13 protein-coding genes, 1 tRNA gene and 3 pseudogenes are annotated in these 14,781 nt (G+C 58.5%); 6 read left to right on the top strand and 11 right to left on the bottom strand.

The window, feature by feature from the left end:
* Positions 1 to 107: 107 nt before the first annotated feature.
* The 3 genes from B0B13_RS08445 to B0B13_RS08435 all read right to left on the bottom strand — a co-directional run bounded on the left by B0B13_RS08445 (position 108) and on the right by B0B13_RS08435 (position 2,369).
* Positions 108 to 806 (bottom strand): peptidoglycan DD-metalloendopeptidase family protein, encoded by a 699-nt coding sequence (locus B0B13_RS08445; RefSeq protein ID WP_076797228.1) that lies wholly within the window; start codon positions 804 to 806, stop codon positions 108 to 110.
* A 111-nt stretch (positions 807 to 917) separates the two neighbouring features.
* Positions 918 to 1,826, bottom strand: coding sequence for an aldose epimerase family protein (locus B0B13_RS08440; protein WP_076795684.1), 909 nt, complete (start codon positions 1,824 to 1,826; stop codon positions 918 to 920).
* Positions 1,827 to 2,147: 321 nt separating this feature from the next.
* Positions 2,148 to 2,369: a hypothetical protein gene (locus B0B13_RS08435; protein WP_076795681.1), complete on the bottom strand. Its 222-nt coding sequence runs from the start codon at positions 2,367 to 2,369 to the stop codon at positions 2,148 to 2,150.
* Between the two features lie 367 nt (positions 2,370 to 2,736).
* On the opposite strand from B0B13_RS08435, the gene B0B13_RS08430 reads away from it, so the two are divergent.
* From B0B13_RS08430 to B0B13_RS19770, 3 genes are all read left to right on the top strand, one after another.
* On the top strand, positions 2,737 to 3,570 hold the full coding sequence (locus B0B13_RS08430) for an undecaprenyl-diphosphate phosphatase (protein ID WP_076797227.1): 834 nt from the start codon (positions 2,737 to 2,739) through the stop codon (positions 3,568 to 3,570).
* Positions 3,571 to 3,748: 178 nt separating this feature from the next.
* A tRNA-Arg gene (locus tag B0B13_RS08425) sits at positions 3,749 to 3,825 on the top strand.
* Between the two features lie 40 nt (positions 3,826 to 3,865).
* Complete coding sequence (locus tag B0B13_RS19770; RefSeq protein ID WP_139337376.1) at positions 3,866 to 4,144, top strand: integrase core domain-containing protein; 279 nt, start codon at positions 3,866 to 3,868, stop codon at positions 4,142 to 4,144.
* Here the strand turns inward: B0B13_RS19770 and B0B13_RS17180 are convergent.
* Positions 4,073 to 4,283, bottom strand: a pseudogene (locus tag B0B13_RS17180) (MFS transporter); the annotation flags it as partial. The gene B0B13_RS19770 and the pseudogene B0B13_RS17180 sit on opposite strands and share 72 nt — an antisense overlap.
* Before the next feature lie 136 nt (positions 4,284 to 4,419).
* Between B0B13_RS17180 and B0B13_RS08415 the strand changes: the two are divergent.
* Positions 4,420 to 5,544: a hypothetical protein gene (locus B0B13_RS08415; protein ID WP_076795679.1), complete on the top strand. Its 1,125-nt coding sequence runs from the start codon at positions 4,420 to 4,422 to the stop codon at positions 5,542 to 5,544.
* 139 nt (positions 5,545 to 5,683) lie between these two features.
* On the opposite strand, the gene B0B13_RS18400 is transcribed toward B0B13_RS08415, so the two are convergent.
* Together B0B13_RS18400 and B0B13_RS20030 are read right to left on the bottom strand one after the other, a co-directional pair.
* Entirely contained in the window at positions 5,684 to 5,860 is a 177-nt protein-coding gene (locus tag B0B13_RS18400; protein WP_170872413.1) for a hypothetical protein, read from the bottom strand.
* Between the two features lie 327 nt (positions 5,861 to 6,187).
* On the bottom strand, positions 6,188 to 6,400 hold the full coding sequence (locus B0B13_RS20030) for a manganese catalase family protein (protein ID WP_076786613.1): 213 nt from the start codon (positions 6,398 to 6,400) through the stop codon (positions 6,188 to 6,190).
* 178 nt (positions 6,401 to 6,578) lie between these two features.
* Between B0B13_RS20030 and mdtD the strand changes: the two genes are divergently transcribed.
* Positions 6,579 to 8,009: a multidrug transporter subunit MdtD gene (mdtD, locus tag B0B13_RS08405; protein WP_076795676.1), complete on the top strand. Its 1,431-nt coding sequence runs from the start codon at positions 6,579 to 6,581 to the stop codon at positions 8,007 to 8,009.
* 408 nt (positions 8,010 to 8,417) lie between these two features.
* On the opposite strand, the gene B0B13_RS08395 is transcribed toward mdtD, so the two are convergent.
* Entirely contained in the window at positions 8,418 to 10,715 is a 2,298-nt protein-coding gene (locus tag B0B13_RS08395) for a hypothetical protein (RefSeq protein ID WP_139337375.1), read from the bottom strand.
* 663 nt (positions 10,716 to 11,378) lie between these two features.
* Positions 11,379 to 11,660, bottom strand: coding sequence for a type 2 periplasmic-binding domain-containing protein (locus B0B13_RS08390; RefSeq protein ID WP_083703688.1), 282 nt, complete (start codon positions 11,658 to 11,660; stop codon positions 11,379 to 11,381).
* Positions 11,661 to 11,696: 36 nt separating this feature from the next.
* On the opposite strand from B0B13_RS08390, the pseudogene B0B13_RS19280 reads away from it, so the two are divergent.
* Positions 11,697 to 11,840: pseudogene (locus B0B13_RS19280) on the top strand (pirin family protein); the annotation flags it as partial.
* A 62-nt stretch (positions 11,841 to 11,902) separates the two neighbouring features.
* Here B0B13_RS19280 and B0B13_RS08380 read toward each other — a convergent pair.
* From B0B13_RS08380 to B0B13_RS08370, 3 genes and pseudogenes are all read right to left on the bottom strand, one after another.
* Complete coding sequence (locus B0B13_RS08380) at positions 11,903 to 12,478, bottom strand: hypothetical protein (protein WP_139337373.1); 576 nt, start codon at positions 12,476 to 12,478, stop codon at positions 11,903 to 11,905.
* A 235-nt stretch (positions 12,479 to 12,713) separates the two neighbouring features.
* Positions 12,714 to 13,658, bottom strand: coding sequence for a lysozyme family protein (locus B0B13_RS08375; protein WP_076795664.1), 945 nt, complete (start codon positions 13,656 to 13,658; stop codon positions 12,714 to 12,716).
* Positions 13,659 to 14,462: 804 nt separating this feature from the next.
* Positions 14,463 to 14,735 (bottom strand): annotated as a pseudogene (locus B0B13_RS08370) (hypothetical protein); the annotation flags it as partial.
* Between the last annotated feature and the right edge of the window lie 46 nt (positions 14,736 to 14,781).

Genomic DNA, 14,781 nt, shown 5'->3' with positions numbered 1-14,781 from the left:
GGATCCGAAGACCGGGCATCTGCGTTGAGCCCAACGTTGGATGCTTGATGCCGCATGCAGCACGGCCTGCCAGTCAGCGCCGTACGACGCGGCGCCTGCGCTTGCCGCTATTGCGGTGGCAAATAGCGGGCCGGGTCGATCGACTTGCCATCGTATCGCAGCTCGAAGTGTAGTGCGGCCCGGTTGCTGTCGCTGTCACCCATTTCGGCAATGGTCTGTCCTTGCGTGACGTTCTGGCCTTCCTTGACTAGCAGTGCGCGGTTGTGTGCATAAGCGGTCAGGAAATTGGCATTGTGCTTGACGATCAGCAAGTTGCCGTAACCGCGCAGACCATTGCCGGCATAGACGACGGTTCCGGTTGCGGCGGCGACCACGGGCGTGCCGGGCGCATTCGCGATGTCAACGCCTTTGGAATCTACGCCGTTGAAACGGCGTACCACGTCGCCTCGGGCGGGCCAGATCAAGTTGATTGTCGTAGCGGGTGTCAACGAAGGCTTGACCTTAGCCGCAGCAGTGGTGTTCGGCGCGGCCGCCACGCCGCGTGATGGTGCTGGACGAGTCGGCGGCGCGACGCGCAGGACCTGGCCGACTGCGATCACGTTCGGATTAGGTAGATTATTCCACCGCGCGATCGCAGCGACGCTTTGGCCGTGACGTTGGGCGATCCGCGAAAGCGTGTCACCCCGTACGACGCGATAAAAGCCAGAACCGACCGGGGCGGAACCGCACGCGGACAGCAACAATGCAATACCGCAGCATACCGTCACGTACTGCACCGAACCGAGGGCGCGCACGCGTTTGAACATCGCGCTGCAACCATCGGCAAAACCACTTTTTATTTTCTGCATCGAAACTCGCGGCGCCCGCAAGGCGTTGGCCGGGCCATGCAGGCGGAGCATAAAACGATTCATTTTACGTCATTCGTCAAGCGCTATGTGGATTCGCACCACCGCGCTTTCATTTGCCCCGGGCGCAAGCCAGCGCAACCCAAGTCCGTTGTGAATGGCATCTGGCAAACCGAGCCAGGGTTCGATGCAATAAAAATCGGAATCGGGTTTTTCGGTCCACGTTGTGACGGCATACCACGGGATCGAGCCGGGGCGCTCGAGCGCTAGCGTGATCGTGCGGCCCAGTGACGGCGTGTGCAGCTTGACCTGCGCTCCACTTGACAGCGGGTCCAGCGCATGGAAACGGTCAACGATACGCGTGTCGTCGAGACGATACGCGTGTGCCGCGTCAGCCGCCTGGGCAATTGCACCATCATCGCGTTGGTACAGCATCTGCGTCGGCGGCAACGTGAGCCGGGATTCGCCCCGCAGCGTGTGAGGCAGCGAGAAATAGAAGTGATGGCCTGCATAGTACGGCAGCGGCGTGTCGCCGATGTTTGTCGTCGTGAGGGTCGCGTCAAGGGTGTGGCCGTCGACGAGATGATAGATCGCATCGAACCGAAAACTGAATGGATAGCCGGTGTGGGTGGCATCGCTGTCCGTCAGCGTCATATCGATGCGGGCGTTAGCCACGTCGATTGTCGACTCGAACGGCAGATATCGGGCGAATCCGTGCATCGGCAATGCCCGTACAACGCCGGCGCTATCGCGCCATCGACCGATCGTGCCCTCGACGCGATGCCGGCCGAGGAAGGGGAACAGCAGCGGATTGCCGCCGCGCACTCGGGCGGGCTCATTCCAATTCGCGTTGTCCGGCCATCCAATGACGTCGTGGTGACCCACGCGCCAGCGCAACAGACGACCGCCTGATTGCGGCGCGACCAGCAAGCTGGCGCACTCGCGTTTGAGTTCAATGACATCCTGGTTCTGGAAATGCATCTTGTGATCGAAATAGAAAAGTGGGGCGCCCTCCTGCCGACGGGCGAGTTTTCCATGACATCGGTGTGCCGCCGGATGTCGGCTATGCGGGTTCTCTCGGGTTGCTCGGCGGCAAATCGCTGTCAATAATGACTCAGACAATACCGTATCGGAGAGGAGACGACCATGGACTTGGCAACGGCGATGGGATGTGCGCTTTTTGGCATGTTTACCGGCGGCACGCTCCTCTTTTTCTATAAGCTGGCCAAATAACTGGTCTGCTGCCTTTGTGTTGCCACTGTCGCGGTCCGTGCCGCGGCAAGTTGGGCTCGGCCGGCATTGTTAAAGCCGGCCGGGGCCTTTTCCGAGCGGCTTTTGCGCGCGCGCCAATACGCGAACAGCCACGCTCAGTAGCAAGACCGCGACGATGACGACCGTCAGCGCGCCATTGCGCTGTGATGCGTTCGCGTGTTCCTGAGCCGCCTGCTGGCTCGCGAACACCGACGCCAGTTGGCCCCAATCCTGTGCCGACACGCTAGCCAATGGCAGTAGCGCTATCGTCATAGCACTGTCTGAAATCACATCGCGCCACTACAGCACAGGCGTGTTGTGCGAGGTCGGTGGCCAGGGTGTGCGACCTGCCGAACGGACAAGCCTATGCCGTCATGCCAAAAAAGAGCCCGCGCGCCGGCCAGCGTGCTAGGCGGCTCCGGCTGTGGCGCCCCCTGTCGACGTCAAATCCATTGCGCGGCACCGTGGCCGTATGCGTGCATGGTGGCGCTCGCCATTCCCGGCGCGCGTTCGACCAGGCTGTCGGACACTTGCCATCGGCAGCCCGAAAACTTGGCTGGATGCCCCCGGGCGGGCTTCACCTCGCCCGTTCATTGCGCGATCCGCGCTGATGCTGTCATTACATGGAGGACTTTCTTTCGTGAGCCTTGTGTTTCTGATCTTTCTGAGTGTTTTGCAGGGTGTGACTGAGTTGTTCCCGGTCAGCAGCCTCGGGCATACGCTGCTTGTGCCGGCACTGTTCGACATGCACATCGACAAGCATGCGCCGCAGCTGTTGCCCTTTTTGGTAGCGCTGCATTTGGGCACTGCCTTTGCGCTGCTGTGGTATTTTCGCAGGCGGTGGATCGCGATCATCCAAGGCTTGCTCGGCTCGCTGGGCGGCCGCCGTACCGAGGACGGACATTTGGCCTGGGCGTTGCTGATCGGCACAATTCCGGCAAGCGTCGTCGGTGTTCTGCTGGAAAAGCGGATCGAACAGGTCTTTCACGACTTGCGTATCGTGGCATTGGCGCTGGTGATCAACGGTATTTTGCTGTGGATCGGCGACCGGTTGCAGCGCGCGCGCGCGGCGCGTGCACCCGAGGATCTAACGTTCAAGCAGGCCGCGCTGGTTGGCATCGCGCAGATCGGTGCGCTGATTCCGGGTTTTTCGCGCAGCGGCTTGACAATGATCGCCGGTGTGGGTGCTGGCATGCCCGCGGAAAAGTCGGCGGAGTTCGCGTTCCTGCTCGGTACGCCGATTATTTTTGGAGCGGGCCTGCTCGAGGTGCCTAAACTGTTTCACGCGCCGGCGCAACTGGCGGACGCAATGCTAGGCGGCGTGCTGACCGGCATCGCCGCGTATCTGAGCGTGCGTTTTCTGATGCGTTATTTTGAAGGCCGCGGGCGGTTGGCTTCATTTGGACTCTATTGCATGATCGCCGGCTTGGCGTGTCTTGCCTGGTTCTTCTTCAATCCCCAGTCGGTGGCGTAAGCGTTACGCTGTCGCGTATTGTGAGCCGGCAAGCGGAGCCGGCTCCGTTGTTCAGTTATAATGGAACGCCTGTTTGTCGATCGCTCAGTTGGATTAGCACATCGGTCTTCTAAGCCGATGGTCGAGTCCCGATGGAGCCGCGAACGGGCGATGCGCAGTACAATCATGAACCCCTTGACCGCCCTTAGCTCAGTTGGATAGAGCAACGGCCTTCTAAGCCGTAGGCCGCAGGTTCGAATCCTGCAGGGCGGGCCAATAAAATCCAATATTTAAACGGCAGCGACAGTTCAGCCTATTGCGCTGTGGGACGCGACGTGGCCCGCGGAATAACGGAAAACGTAAACGACTACTCGATGAAGCGCTGAACGGATCCCGCTACGGTACGTCCGTGGCGCTGCTGTCTGCCACGGCTGCACGCAATCTCGCCATTGCCTTCGAGCGCTATAACGAAAAGCATCCGCATAGCGCGTTGAAATATCGCTCGCTACACGAGTTCCAACGCACGCCAATCCTCGTTGTCGAGCGCTTCTTCGCCGATCGTGGTGCGTACGCCGAGGATGACCGGCAGCGATAAGAATAGCCCAGGTGTCGCAGTGCTCTGGATCCATACGGTCTATGCGCTGCGCTTGTTAGCTGGGGCGTGCTCTGCAACGTAGGTGGTCGCACCCGCTGTACTCGCCGCACAACGCTAGGCCTTTCGTGACGCGCATCGCCCAAGGCAATCGTTGTTGCTGAAGTTGCCATTACAATCGACGCCAGTAGGTTAACACTTGCACGGCGAAGTACCCTGCTTAACAGGCACCGCCCATTTTGCTGTGGCGGAGTATCGTTATTTTAATTTTCTTACTAATGAAGTTTATAAAGATGCCTATTTCGCGCGCAGCGCTGGCATGCACGCTCGTGTTATCCGCATGCGGTGGCGACGATTCCGTTATACGCAATTCTTCCACCAAAACATATGAGCAGGTCGACCATGAGCCTGGGCATGTCCATCTGCTCATGCGCGGTCCCCACCATACGGCACTGAAATTGCCACAGCGGCTGGGCGGTGAGGGGCTGACCGCTGGGGACGAGGGCCACCTGAGACAAGATCCAATAGACGTGGTAAAAGACCACGCTTATTGGAAGGCCATTTATGGCACGACCTTTTATGGGCTGAGAGCGCTTTGGATAAGTGGGGTGCTGTCGGATATGCTGCAAGGTGCTTTCGATGAGCCGCCGCAACGCGCAAGCGCATCTTCACCGCCGCCGTCGGATGGCGTCTCCAAATGGGAGGCTTGCCCATACGGCGGCTCGATGCACCTAACTCGCAGGGAAGCGGCCGGGCCGGAACGCGCGGTAACGATACATGCGGCTTACGTGCAGTGCCGAGTAAGCGATTTCACATTGGGTACCGAAGTCGAGTTGACCGGCGAAGCATCGATTTCCGTGAAGGAGAAGGCTACGCTCCAGAGCGCTGTCGCCACCATGGGAGGAAACGGTGGCGCACTGTGCGTAAGTGACATGCATACGTCGATGGCCATCCACGGTGGTGTCTCAATCAGGCAGACTAACAGCTTAAACAGCGTTCCCCCGATTCGCTTTCTTAATACGCAGCCCGGCTTTAACATTTCGCAGACGTCGTCAGATGGCAATAAAAGCACAATCGGTTTGCAAGACGTCAGCGTGACGCGTCGAGCACTCGGCAGCGACGGGTCGGAACAGCTATGGCTGAAGGGCGCGTTGACGTTGCAACGCGACGTGTCGGTAGCTGCTGGCCTCATGCCGGAAAAACTGGACATTCATGTGGATACTCCTCTAAACCCCCTCTTGATATCGGCACGTGGGATAGATGCCGGTTCATTGATCGCGATAACAAAACAGGACAATAAAGCAACTTTGGCCGACTGGACCGACTCAAGCGATCTCGTCATCCATGCGGACACGCCCATTAATACCTCGCTTCGCGAGCTATTGAACCTGTTTCATAATTAAGCAAAAACGGACCGAAGTGGCGTGGGTAGGCAATGGCGTGCCGCTGGTCTGATGGCACGGTGGGGTTGCTGTAGCCTGTATGCTATTGCTCCCCCACCGCGCCTCAACCGGCAGGCCGCCGGTGAGGCAATAGGGTATGCTACTGTTCGTCGGCCGGCTTACCGGGGACAACCTCAGAAAGGTCGTCCTTGCGCACTTCAGCTTCGCGCACAGTTGTGCCTTGATCGTTGGTTTCGGATACGTCGGTGGTAAACGTATCGGAGTCGTTTTCGCCCGATGTTTGTTGCTGTTCGGGGGAATTGGAGCGGTTTGTCATTCAGTCCTCCTTGCTTGAGCAGGTGTAGTGCTATGACTTCTTAGCAACTCGTGTTCCACGAGGGCACAGTGGCCTATCAAACCGGCGTTTATGTGCCGTCTCGCGCGTTATTTTTCATCCCAAGTTCCGCTCCGGTGTGTCGCTTCCGTCGCCACCGTCGACTGGCGCTGTCGGGTTCTCCGCCAACGTCAGGTCACTGCTCTCATTCCATGGCCTGCGCACCGACGCGCGTCGTCCTCCGACATCTTGAAATAACTACTCGCATACTCGGGAATGCGTGCAACTTTACTCGGCGGGAACTCCGACGTGATCGTGTACAGCGCTTTTTCAAAAGACTTTTGGTGTGACACCGTGGATCATTAGAAAGCTTAGCGCCTCGCGCACGCCAGGGTCGCCAGTCACGCTGACCAATCGATCGTAAGTGGTCTTGGCACGTGCTTCCGCCGCGATATGGGATCGAAGGTTGATGGCCTCGGCGAGCTTTCTTTTTGCGCGCCCTGGACCCAGCGTGCTGGCCGCTCGCTCGCGCTCGATGTCCATCAGCGTCCGCTTCTACTAGCGCGGCAAGCATTGGTCAAGACGCTCAAACACCATGTTGCATGCACCCACTGTCATAAAGCTGTAAAATTGAAATTTTTTCATTGTTTGATGGCCAGTTAGGCTGTGCTGTTCGCCTGCTTCTTCCCGTTACTCTTTCCTATTACTAGACAAAAAAGAAATGCAAAAACAAGGAGCTTTATCCGGGCTACTATGGGTTGTCGGCATTGGTTTCTTTATGCAAACACTTGACGCCACGATCCTAAATACCGCGTTGCCAACGATGGCCAACAATTTCAATAAAAATCCACTGCAAATGCAGTCGATTGTGCTTGCCTACTCATTGACGGTGGTGATGCTGATTCCAGCCTCTGGCTGGTTAGCAGATCGCTTTGGAACACGGTCCGTATTTTTGGCGGCCATTGCATTATTCACAATAGGTTCCATCGGTTGTGCAACATCGCGCTCGTTGAACGAGCTGGTGATTGCGCGGGTGGTGCAAGGGCTGGGCGGCGGTGTGTTATTGCCGGCGGGGCGGCTAGCCATTATGCGAACGTTTCCCCCCAGCCAGTATGTACAAGCGTTGGGCTTCGTGGCAATACCCGGACTCGTTGGGGCGGTCTTGGGGCCAACGCTTGGGGGCTGGATCGTATCGGTTACCTCCTGGCGCTGGATCTTTGTGATGAATGTGCCGATTGGTATAGCGATTTTGATGACAAGCCGGCTTGTTATGAGTAATATAAAATTGCCGGTGCAACGTTTTGATCTAAAAGGTTATTTTCTGTTTGCAACATGCGTGTTGGCAATTTCGTTGTCGCTCAATGGGTTAACCGATTATACCCTGTCCAGCACCATCCTATTGACGTTAATCGGTGTCAGCTTGGCGACGTTCGCTGCCTATGGATTGCATGCAGTACGCATGGATTATCCGCTTTTTCCACTGAGTTTATTCCATGTACGCACATACCGTGTGGGCCTAGTGGGGAATTTGGTCACGCGCATTGGGGGCGATGCGATGCCTTATTTAATCCCGTTGCTATTACAAATCGGCCTCGGTTATTCGCCGTATGAAGCAGGGATGATGATGTTACCCGTCGCAGCGGCGGCCATGGGAGCAAAACGATTTATTGCCCCTCTCGTGACTCGCTACGGCTATCGTCGTATCTTGGCGAGCAACAGCCTGTTAGTAGGCGCAATAATAGCCAGCTTTTCTTTGGTTTCGACAGCGCAACCAGCTGGGTTACGAGTGATTCAACTGCTTGCTTTTGGCGCATTGTATTCAATACAAACCACTGCAATGAACGCGCTGACGCTAAAGGACCTTGCCGGGCCTGGTGCGAGCAGTGGTAATGCGCTGTTTTCGACTACTCAAATGCTGGCTATGAGCTTAAGTGTGACTGTCGCAAGTGTTTTATTGGTCTTTTTCCAATCGCTGTTTACGACCGATATGGACGCGGACTTACTGCCTATATTTCGTGCCACTTTTATTTGCATCGGGTTGGTTACCGCAGCCTCGGTTTGGGTATTTTGGCAACTTTCGCCTGATGCAATCTGCAAAGAGGATCAATGTAGTGTAACAGGTAAGCATAGTGAGAAAAGCCTAACGATATGATGCATCGACGTATGTTTGCAGGCGTGACTCGCGCTACTGGCTCGCCCGATGTTGTCGCGCCGCGTCCGTGGCTAGGCTCGCATCTGTAATGGCGACGATGACTTGATGCTGTTTAGCGTCAGCGTACCAGCGCTTGGATCGGGAATCCCGGCTACAGGCGCACGAGCGCGCTTGATTGATCTTAAACACGCGCGCAAGCTTGATATGGCGCTTATTCACATATTTTGTTTGCAACAATGTGGACAACCTTTGGATACGCAAGCTAAGTCGTTGTTGCCAAAGCCGAAACTGAGCTTGCTACCGCGTGACGCAGCGACGCACGGTTCCAGCGCGCCCGCCCGCGCAGGGATTTGTGCGTTGCGTGCGCGAAACGATGTCGAGCGATGCTGCGGCCAAACGCGCACCGTTTCAGAAAACCGTGTGACGCAGTCTTAAGTTTGGGAATGCGCGTCGTGGCTGGCGCGGCGCCGCATCCGGCGCGTTGGGTTCTCGCGTCCCGGCCACTTCACCATCGTGCCATGCACGACACAGGTCGATCTGGCGCGTCGCCTGCATCAGCGTTTCAACTAGCTTGCCGCGCAGGTCGCGGTAGCGTTTCGGTGCGCTTTTCATCAGATAAGTGGCCAACTTGTCGTGGCTTGATGCCAAGTCGGCGCGGGGCGCATGTGGGTCGACGAGTTCACCCTTTTGCACCGAGATGAACTGGTCGATTGCAACGGCCAGTTGCCGCTCGTGTGCGTTCGTCAACGGCAGTTGGCGCTTCAGCTTTCGGCATTGCGCCCGTACGGCCAATGCGTCGCGATACAGGCGCTGATCATATTCCAGATCCTTGTCCAATCCAACCAGGATTTCCTTTAGCGCGAGGCTGCGCGGCATGTCGGCCGGATGGTTTTCGACGCGAATATCCTCGACGTGTGTGACGGTCGCATCCAGCGGGGCGAATATTGCCTTGAATTTGTGTTCGCGCGACGTGTTGTCGTCGGCGTCCACGGTGCTGAGCCTGACGTCCTCAATGGCGTGCCCGTCCGAAGTTGGGGCAGGCGTGCCGCTCAACTTGTTGACCACGTGCTGATAGGTCTGTATTTTAGCCTCCAGCTTTCTACGCAGATAAGCGGCCTGGGTGTCCAGCATGTCTTCAAGCAACTCAATTTGGGCCGTTTGTGCTTCTCGTGTCGGTTGGGCGAGCCATGTTTTCAAGCTGCTTCGGGTCAGATACTGGCGTGAGTCGTTCCAAGCTTGCTTGGCGGCGCGCGTCGCGCTGTGCGGTGAGTTCAGCTTGGCGCTGTGAGCCAGGAATGATGACGCTGCCTTCAGCCGTCCCAATGAGTCTTGCGCTGCACGTCGGGCCGTGTTCGCAATAAATTGCTGGGTGGACGGTTTGGCGCCACGCGCATCAGAATCGCCGGTGTAAACATATTTGTCGTCGTAGCGTTTGCCGAGCTGGTCTGCGACCTGGCTCAGAAATGTTTGACGTTGGTCTTCGCGCTGGTATATCTGTTTGTAGAATGCTGATTGCAGCAGCAAGCCGTCCAACGGCGTTGCAGTGCTGCTGCCCCAATTGAGCACGTCCATGGATTCCAGGAACGTACGATTCAATTCTGGGTCATCGTCGGTGTAGTAGGTTTGGTAGCGCCGTTGCTTGCGGTAGTCAAAGAGCGCGCGCTGCGATGATGCGCTCATCATGAGCAGCCCGCTTATTGTCACGGCCAAGAGGCCCCCGGCGACGGCGGGATGGGCTACCGCAGCGCCTGCCGTACCGGCGGCGATGGCGCCCGCCACACCGGCCTTAGCCAACGTGCTCGCGGCGTAGACAGCGCTGCCAGCGAGGAAACTGTTGTTCCATCGCGCATAGCTTGTAAAGAACTGATCCCGCTGTTCCAACTTCAGTGATTGAAATCGCGCGTAGCGGTGCAGCAATTCGGCGTCTTCAGGACTTAGGTGGTGCCCGTTTTGGCGCAATTGATCGATCAGGGCATCGATATGTGCGTCTTTCAAGCGCGTGTCGGTGGCGGCCTTGGCGGCGCGGAACGCATTGAGCTGCTGGCGCGAACGATGAACCTTGTATGCGCCACTGGCGAGCGCCGTGGCGCCGACAAGCGGCTCCAGACCCAGCGTCGCGAGGCCTGCGACGTGATCCAATGCCGCCGCGGCAGGACTGTCTGCTGCGCACAGCGCAGCCTTGGCGGCAATGCCGACTGAGGCCTTGGCCAGCACGGTGCTACCGGAAGCGATCGAGCATGCCCCTAATGCGGCATCGGCACGGTTTTGCTGCCGCGTGAATGCCATCACCTGGCGCTTGACTTCCATAACGGCGCGCAAGCATGTCATCATCGATTGCGCATCGGTGAACAGTCGGACCGAAGCCGCTTGTGTGGGATGGTTGCGATCTCGCGTTGAGCCGGCAACGCCGGCGAGCCGCTCAAGACAGGCAACCTCTTGTTCGAGTTGCTGGATCGAGCGTTTTAGTTCTTTGTGGTGCTTGGCGGCATGCGCCATTTCTTGAATGCCTGACTTGATCTCCATGATCGCCAGCAAGGCCAACGTGCCGTCGGCAGCGATTTTCTCGTTCCGGCTGAAAATTTCCTCGGAAATGCCGGCTCGCTTGATGGTGTCCAGTGGATCCGCTTCAATTAATTCGGAAGACTGATCAAGGCCGTCGGAAGTGGTCTGCGTGTAACCTTTAAAGAGTTGAATCGGGGTAGCCATCGTGGCATATACGCCGCGCATGGCGGTACCTAAGCCCACCCGCGTGATGGCGCGTGGCAGGCGGACCTCGCGTTGCGACGCATCTGCAACGGATCTTTCCGACGAAACGGTCCGCCGTTCTGACGGGGACCGCGTGATGCGGGCGATCAGGTTCCTGCAATGCCAAGCAAGGTCGTGTATCTCGGCCAAGCTCAGCGCGGATGAGGTGCTATCGGGCGTGGGCGGGGTTTGCGCTGAAGGTCTGTCCACCGCTGACACAGGCACTGAACGCACGTTCCCGTCATGGGGCAGGCTTTCCAATTGAGCCATTGCGCGGCTGCGTGCCTCAACCTGTTTTTTCCATGCGTGAGGCAGACCTTCAATCTGGCCGTGGTGATACACATGGCTGGACGGCGCCGGCTGCAGCCGCGGTGGGGCGCCGACCAGTTGCGCCAGGCGTTCACCGAAATCCATTGTTAGGTCTACATCATGATTGCGTGGATGAAGTGACGAGCTCAACATCATATCGGGTACTCTCTGGTAGTGCTGACGTTGTCACTCTAGGACGCTTTGCAACGCGTTACCATGAACGCGCGCGAAGCCCCGTTGCCAGGGGCGTACACTGCGGGAAGTTCCCGAAATACAGTATTGACGTGGCTGCAAGCAATGTAGTCGCGGCTTTGATCATTGGGGAAGGCGCGTGCGTAATCGCTTTTCGAGAAACCTGACAAGTGCCCAACAGGTGGCGAGCACCTGCCGCTGCCAATGTGGTGGATAGACGACGTTCAGCGGCAATGGATCTTGCGCAAACGGCTCCGGCATGGTGACGAGCTGACCATGGCCCAACGCCGGCGCCACGATGAAGCGGGGTAGCGGCGCGATGTCGAGCTCGGCAACGGCCGCGTCGCGGACGACGTCCCCCTGTTGGCGCACCAGCGCGCCTTGAATCTCGACTGTGCGTTGCACGCCGGCGATCCGCAATTCCCAGCCGGTGCGCCCAGCAAGTTGCGGCTGGTCTTGTCCCCGCACGAACAGGACGGGTCGCTGCAAATCCGCCAGGATGGACGGCTATATGCCGGCTTGTTCGACGGCGACGCCAGCGAGCACTTTATGCTGCCAGCGCAGCGCTATGCGTATCTGCATGTCGTGTGCGACACGCCGGTAGCGGCTAAGCCGCGCCACAATGGCGTGGCTCAGCTATATGACGACTATTGGTAAAACTGATTGCCGGTAGACGGCTGACTGACACCCGAAGGGTCAAAGCCGCTATTGCCGGACGCATGGAAGGGGTCTGCGGACTCGGTGGAGTTCGTCGACGCGTCCTTGCTGTTGCTGCTCCCTGGATGGGTGACCGTGCTGGAGTTGTCGTTGGACGCCGGACTGTTGATCGTGCCCGAGCCACCGCTAGTGACCGGCGCTTTGCCATCGTGCTGGGAATGATCCGCAGCCGAGTGCCCATGATGCGGTGAGCATGGACATTCGCAGTCGCCATCCGTTGACGGGGCCGGGGAGCGATGCCTGCATGTTGTGTCGTCGTCATCGAACGAATTGTCGTCGTCGCTATGCGAATTCTGCAGCAGGGCCAGCAATTGTTCGATGAGTTTTTGCAAGAAATCGGAGTCGTCCGATGACGTGCCGTTCGTCGGACACGATATGGAATCGCTTTGCTCCGCGCGCTTATGGTGCGCAGCGTCCGGGGCGGTGCCGTACGTGTAGCTCGGGCTATCCGGGTTGAACGCCGAATAGGGCGAATCCGATTGAGTGATGGAAATGGTAATGGTCATGTTGCGCTCCTTGTTGGGCAGCGCGCCGTTATTTTGGAAAACCGCTGCCAGTCTGGCTGGCCATGGTCTCAAGCGGCGCGTTTGGGGGCCGTTGTAAGATCACCTGATACGGGGTGAGCCCAGCCCTGGGCCTGGGTCGTCTGCAACGGCCACTGTGCCCCGTGGGACATAGGACGCGGATTGCGCCGGACAACATCGCGCAATCGATGGCGGGCGCCGGCGGCACCTCTGCGCATTATTGGCTGTCGTCCAGTTCTTTATGCTGGTTTAATACGTTGTAGTTAGTCATAACGTGTCTTGCGTATTTCGCTTCATCGCCCACTCCAACGTATTCTTCGAGCCCCTTCTTCAGTGCCTTTTCGTTGGCCATCGGATTGTTGCGATCACCGCCGCTTTCGATGATGTGGGACTTGAGTTCGAAGGCTCCCGCGATTACGTTGTCGTGCGGGTTGCTCATATCCAGGTCCTTCGCGTCCTTGCCAGTCAATTTTTTAATGTTCTCTTTGTCCTGCTGCGTCAGCGTCGGCAACACGTCCTTTTCCCAGCGCCGCTGGCCGATCTGCATCAGGCTCAGATCCGGCGTACCGTCGCTGTTTTTCGACCATTCCTTCGGATTACCGCGCGATTCGGCCCACATCTGCCCACCGATCAGGTTGCCATCTAGCCCCGTCAGCCGCGCGGCCAGGTTGATGTCATTTTCCCACCGGTCGATCTTCGGATTCTTCCCTGGCGTATAGGCCTTGCCTGGCGTTGTCGGACCGTCCAGCGCTGGCTGGTCCTTGCCGGACCGGCTGTTCGCTTGGGTCGAGTCGGTAGCGTCGCTGTCGGATGAAGTGCCGTGGGTCTTGCCGGATGAGCCGCTCGTGCCGTCCTCCGGCGCGTCGCAATGGTGATGGTGACATCCGCCGCCGCCGTGATGCCGGCCAATGGCGCCACCCGAGTCCGGGCCATCGCCGGTATTGCCCTCGTTACCGTTGCCGTTAAACTGCATCAATAACTGGATCAGTTGATTGAGCAAATCGTCGGTGTTCGACCACTGCCTGTCCGATGACGTCGAGGTTTGCCCGTCTCCTGCTCGTTTGTGATGGATTCCCGACGTGTCGTTGTCGTAAAGCCCGGGCCATTGGGGCCAGTTGGAAGACGGCGAATCGGTTTGGATAATCGTGATCGTGGTTGTCATGCAAGGCCTCGTCCGAAATGAACAGATGTATCGTTATTTCATAGGTATTTGGCTGGTTGGATAAGCTGGACGCGAACACGAGGTGCCACAAGCGAACCCGATGGCCCGAACCGGGTCGGGCGTGGCCGATGATTCTCGTCGGGACGAAGAGACGGACGGTGGCCACTCACCACGGCATTCGCTAACCAGGTGTAGAGAAAATGATGGAAATATTCTGTCGCCGATAAACCGGACGGGGCGATTCGAGCGGCGTCCCCGGTGGGGCGGGGGCCGGGCAGGTCAGTTGGCAGGCGCGCGCCGGTGCGACGCGCGTTGTGTTCATTAGACGTTACGCGTGTGGGAGGGGTGCATTAAACGGCGCGTCATCGCAGGTTGGCTCGGACGGGCTTATGCAGGCTCGGTCCGGGCTTCGGTCCCCGTTTCAGCGCTGGCTCGCGCTCCAGTCCCGGCTTGCACAGCAGCCGGGGATGCGGTCTCTGCGCCCGGCGCAGGCACCGGATCGCTATCCGCATGGTCGGCGGCCGTGTGCGTGTCCATGCCGGCGCCAGGCAGCTTCGCTTTGCGCGAGGTATCGACCGCGAGCGCCGGCGCCGAGACGGAGCCCGCCGGCGCCGCCACGCAGCCTGCTGGCGTTGCGACAGAACCCGCCGGCGTCACCACGGAGCCTGCTGACGTCGCGACAGAACCCGCCGGCGCCGCCACAGGACCCGTCGGTGCCGCGATAGAACTCGCCGGTGCCGCGATAGAACTCGCCGGTGCCACGGCGCTTGCCTTGGGCTCGGCCGGCTTGGCATCTGTACCCTTGCGCGGCTTTTTGGCCAACGGGATCAGGCCGAAGGCGCGCGCCGCTTCGGCGATCTGCTGCGGGGAGAAGAGTTCGTCGGGCGTGATGCCGAATGTGCGGATGTGGCTCTCGATCGTCTGCATGGCTTGCGCACGATCGTCGCGACGCTGTTGCGCGCGCGCGACAATATCGCGCAGTTCATCGGCCTCGTCGCTCGAAATTGTGAATGCCGTTTGTTTTTGTTGCAATTCGGTGAAGCGATGGAATTCCTGGTCTGTTAAGAGTTTGGCCATGAAGATATGCAGTTTGAAGCAGGGAGAATGCATGCATCGGGCGAGG

It is taken from the genome of Burkholderia sp. b14 (assembly GCF_900156195.1).
Classification (GTDB): Bacteria; Pseudomonadota; Gammaproteobacteria; order Burkholderiales; family Burkholderiaceae; genus Mycetohabitans.
Note: the sequence above shows the minus strand (reverse complement) of the source record. Positions and strands in the feature narration are given on the sequence as shown.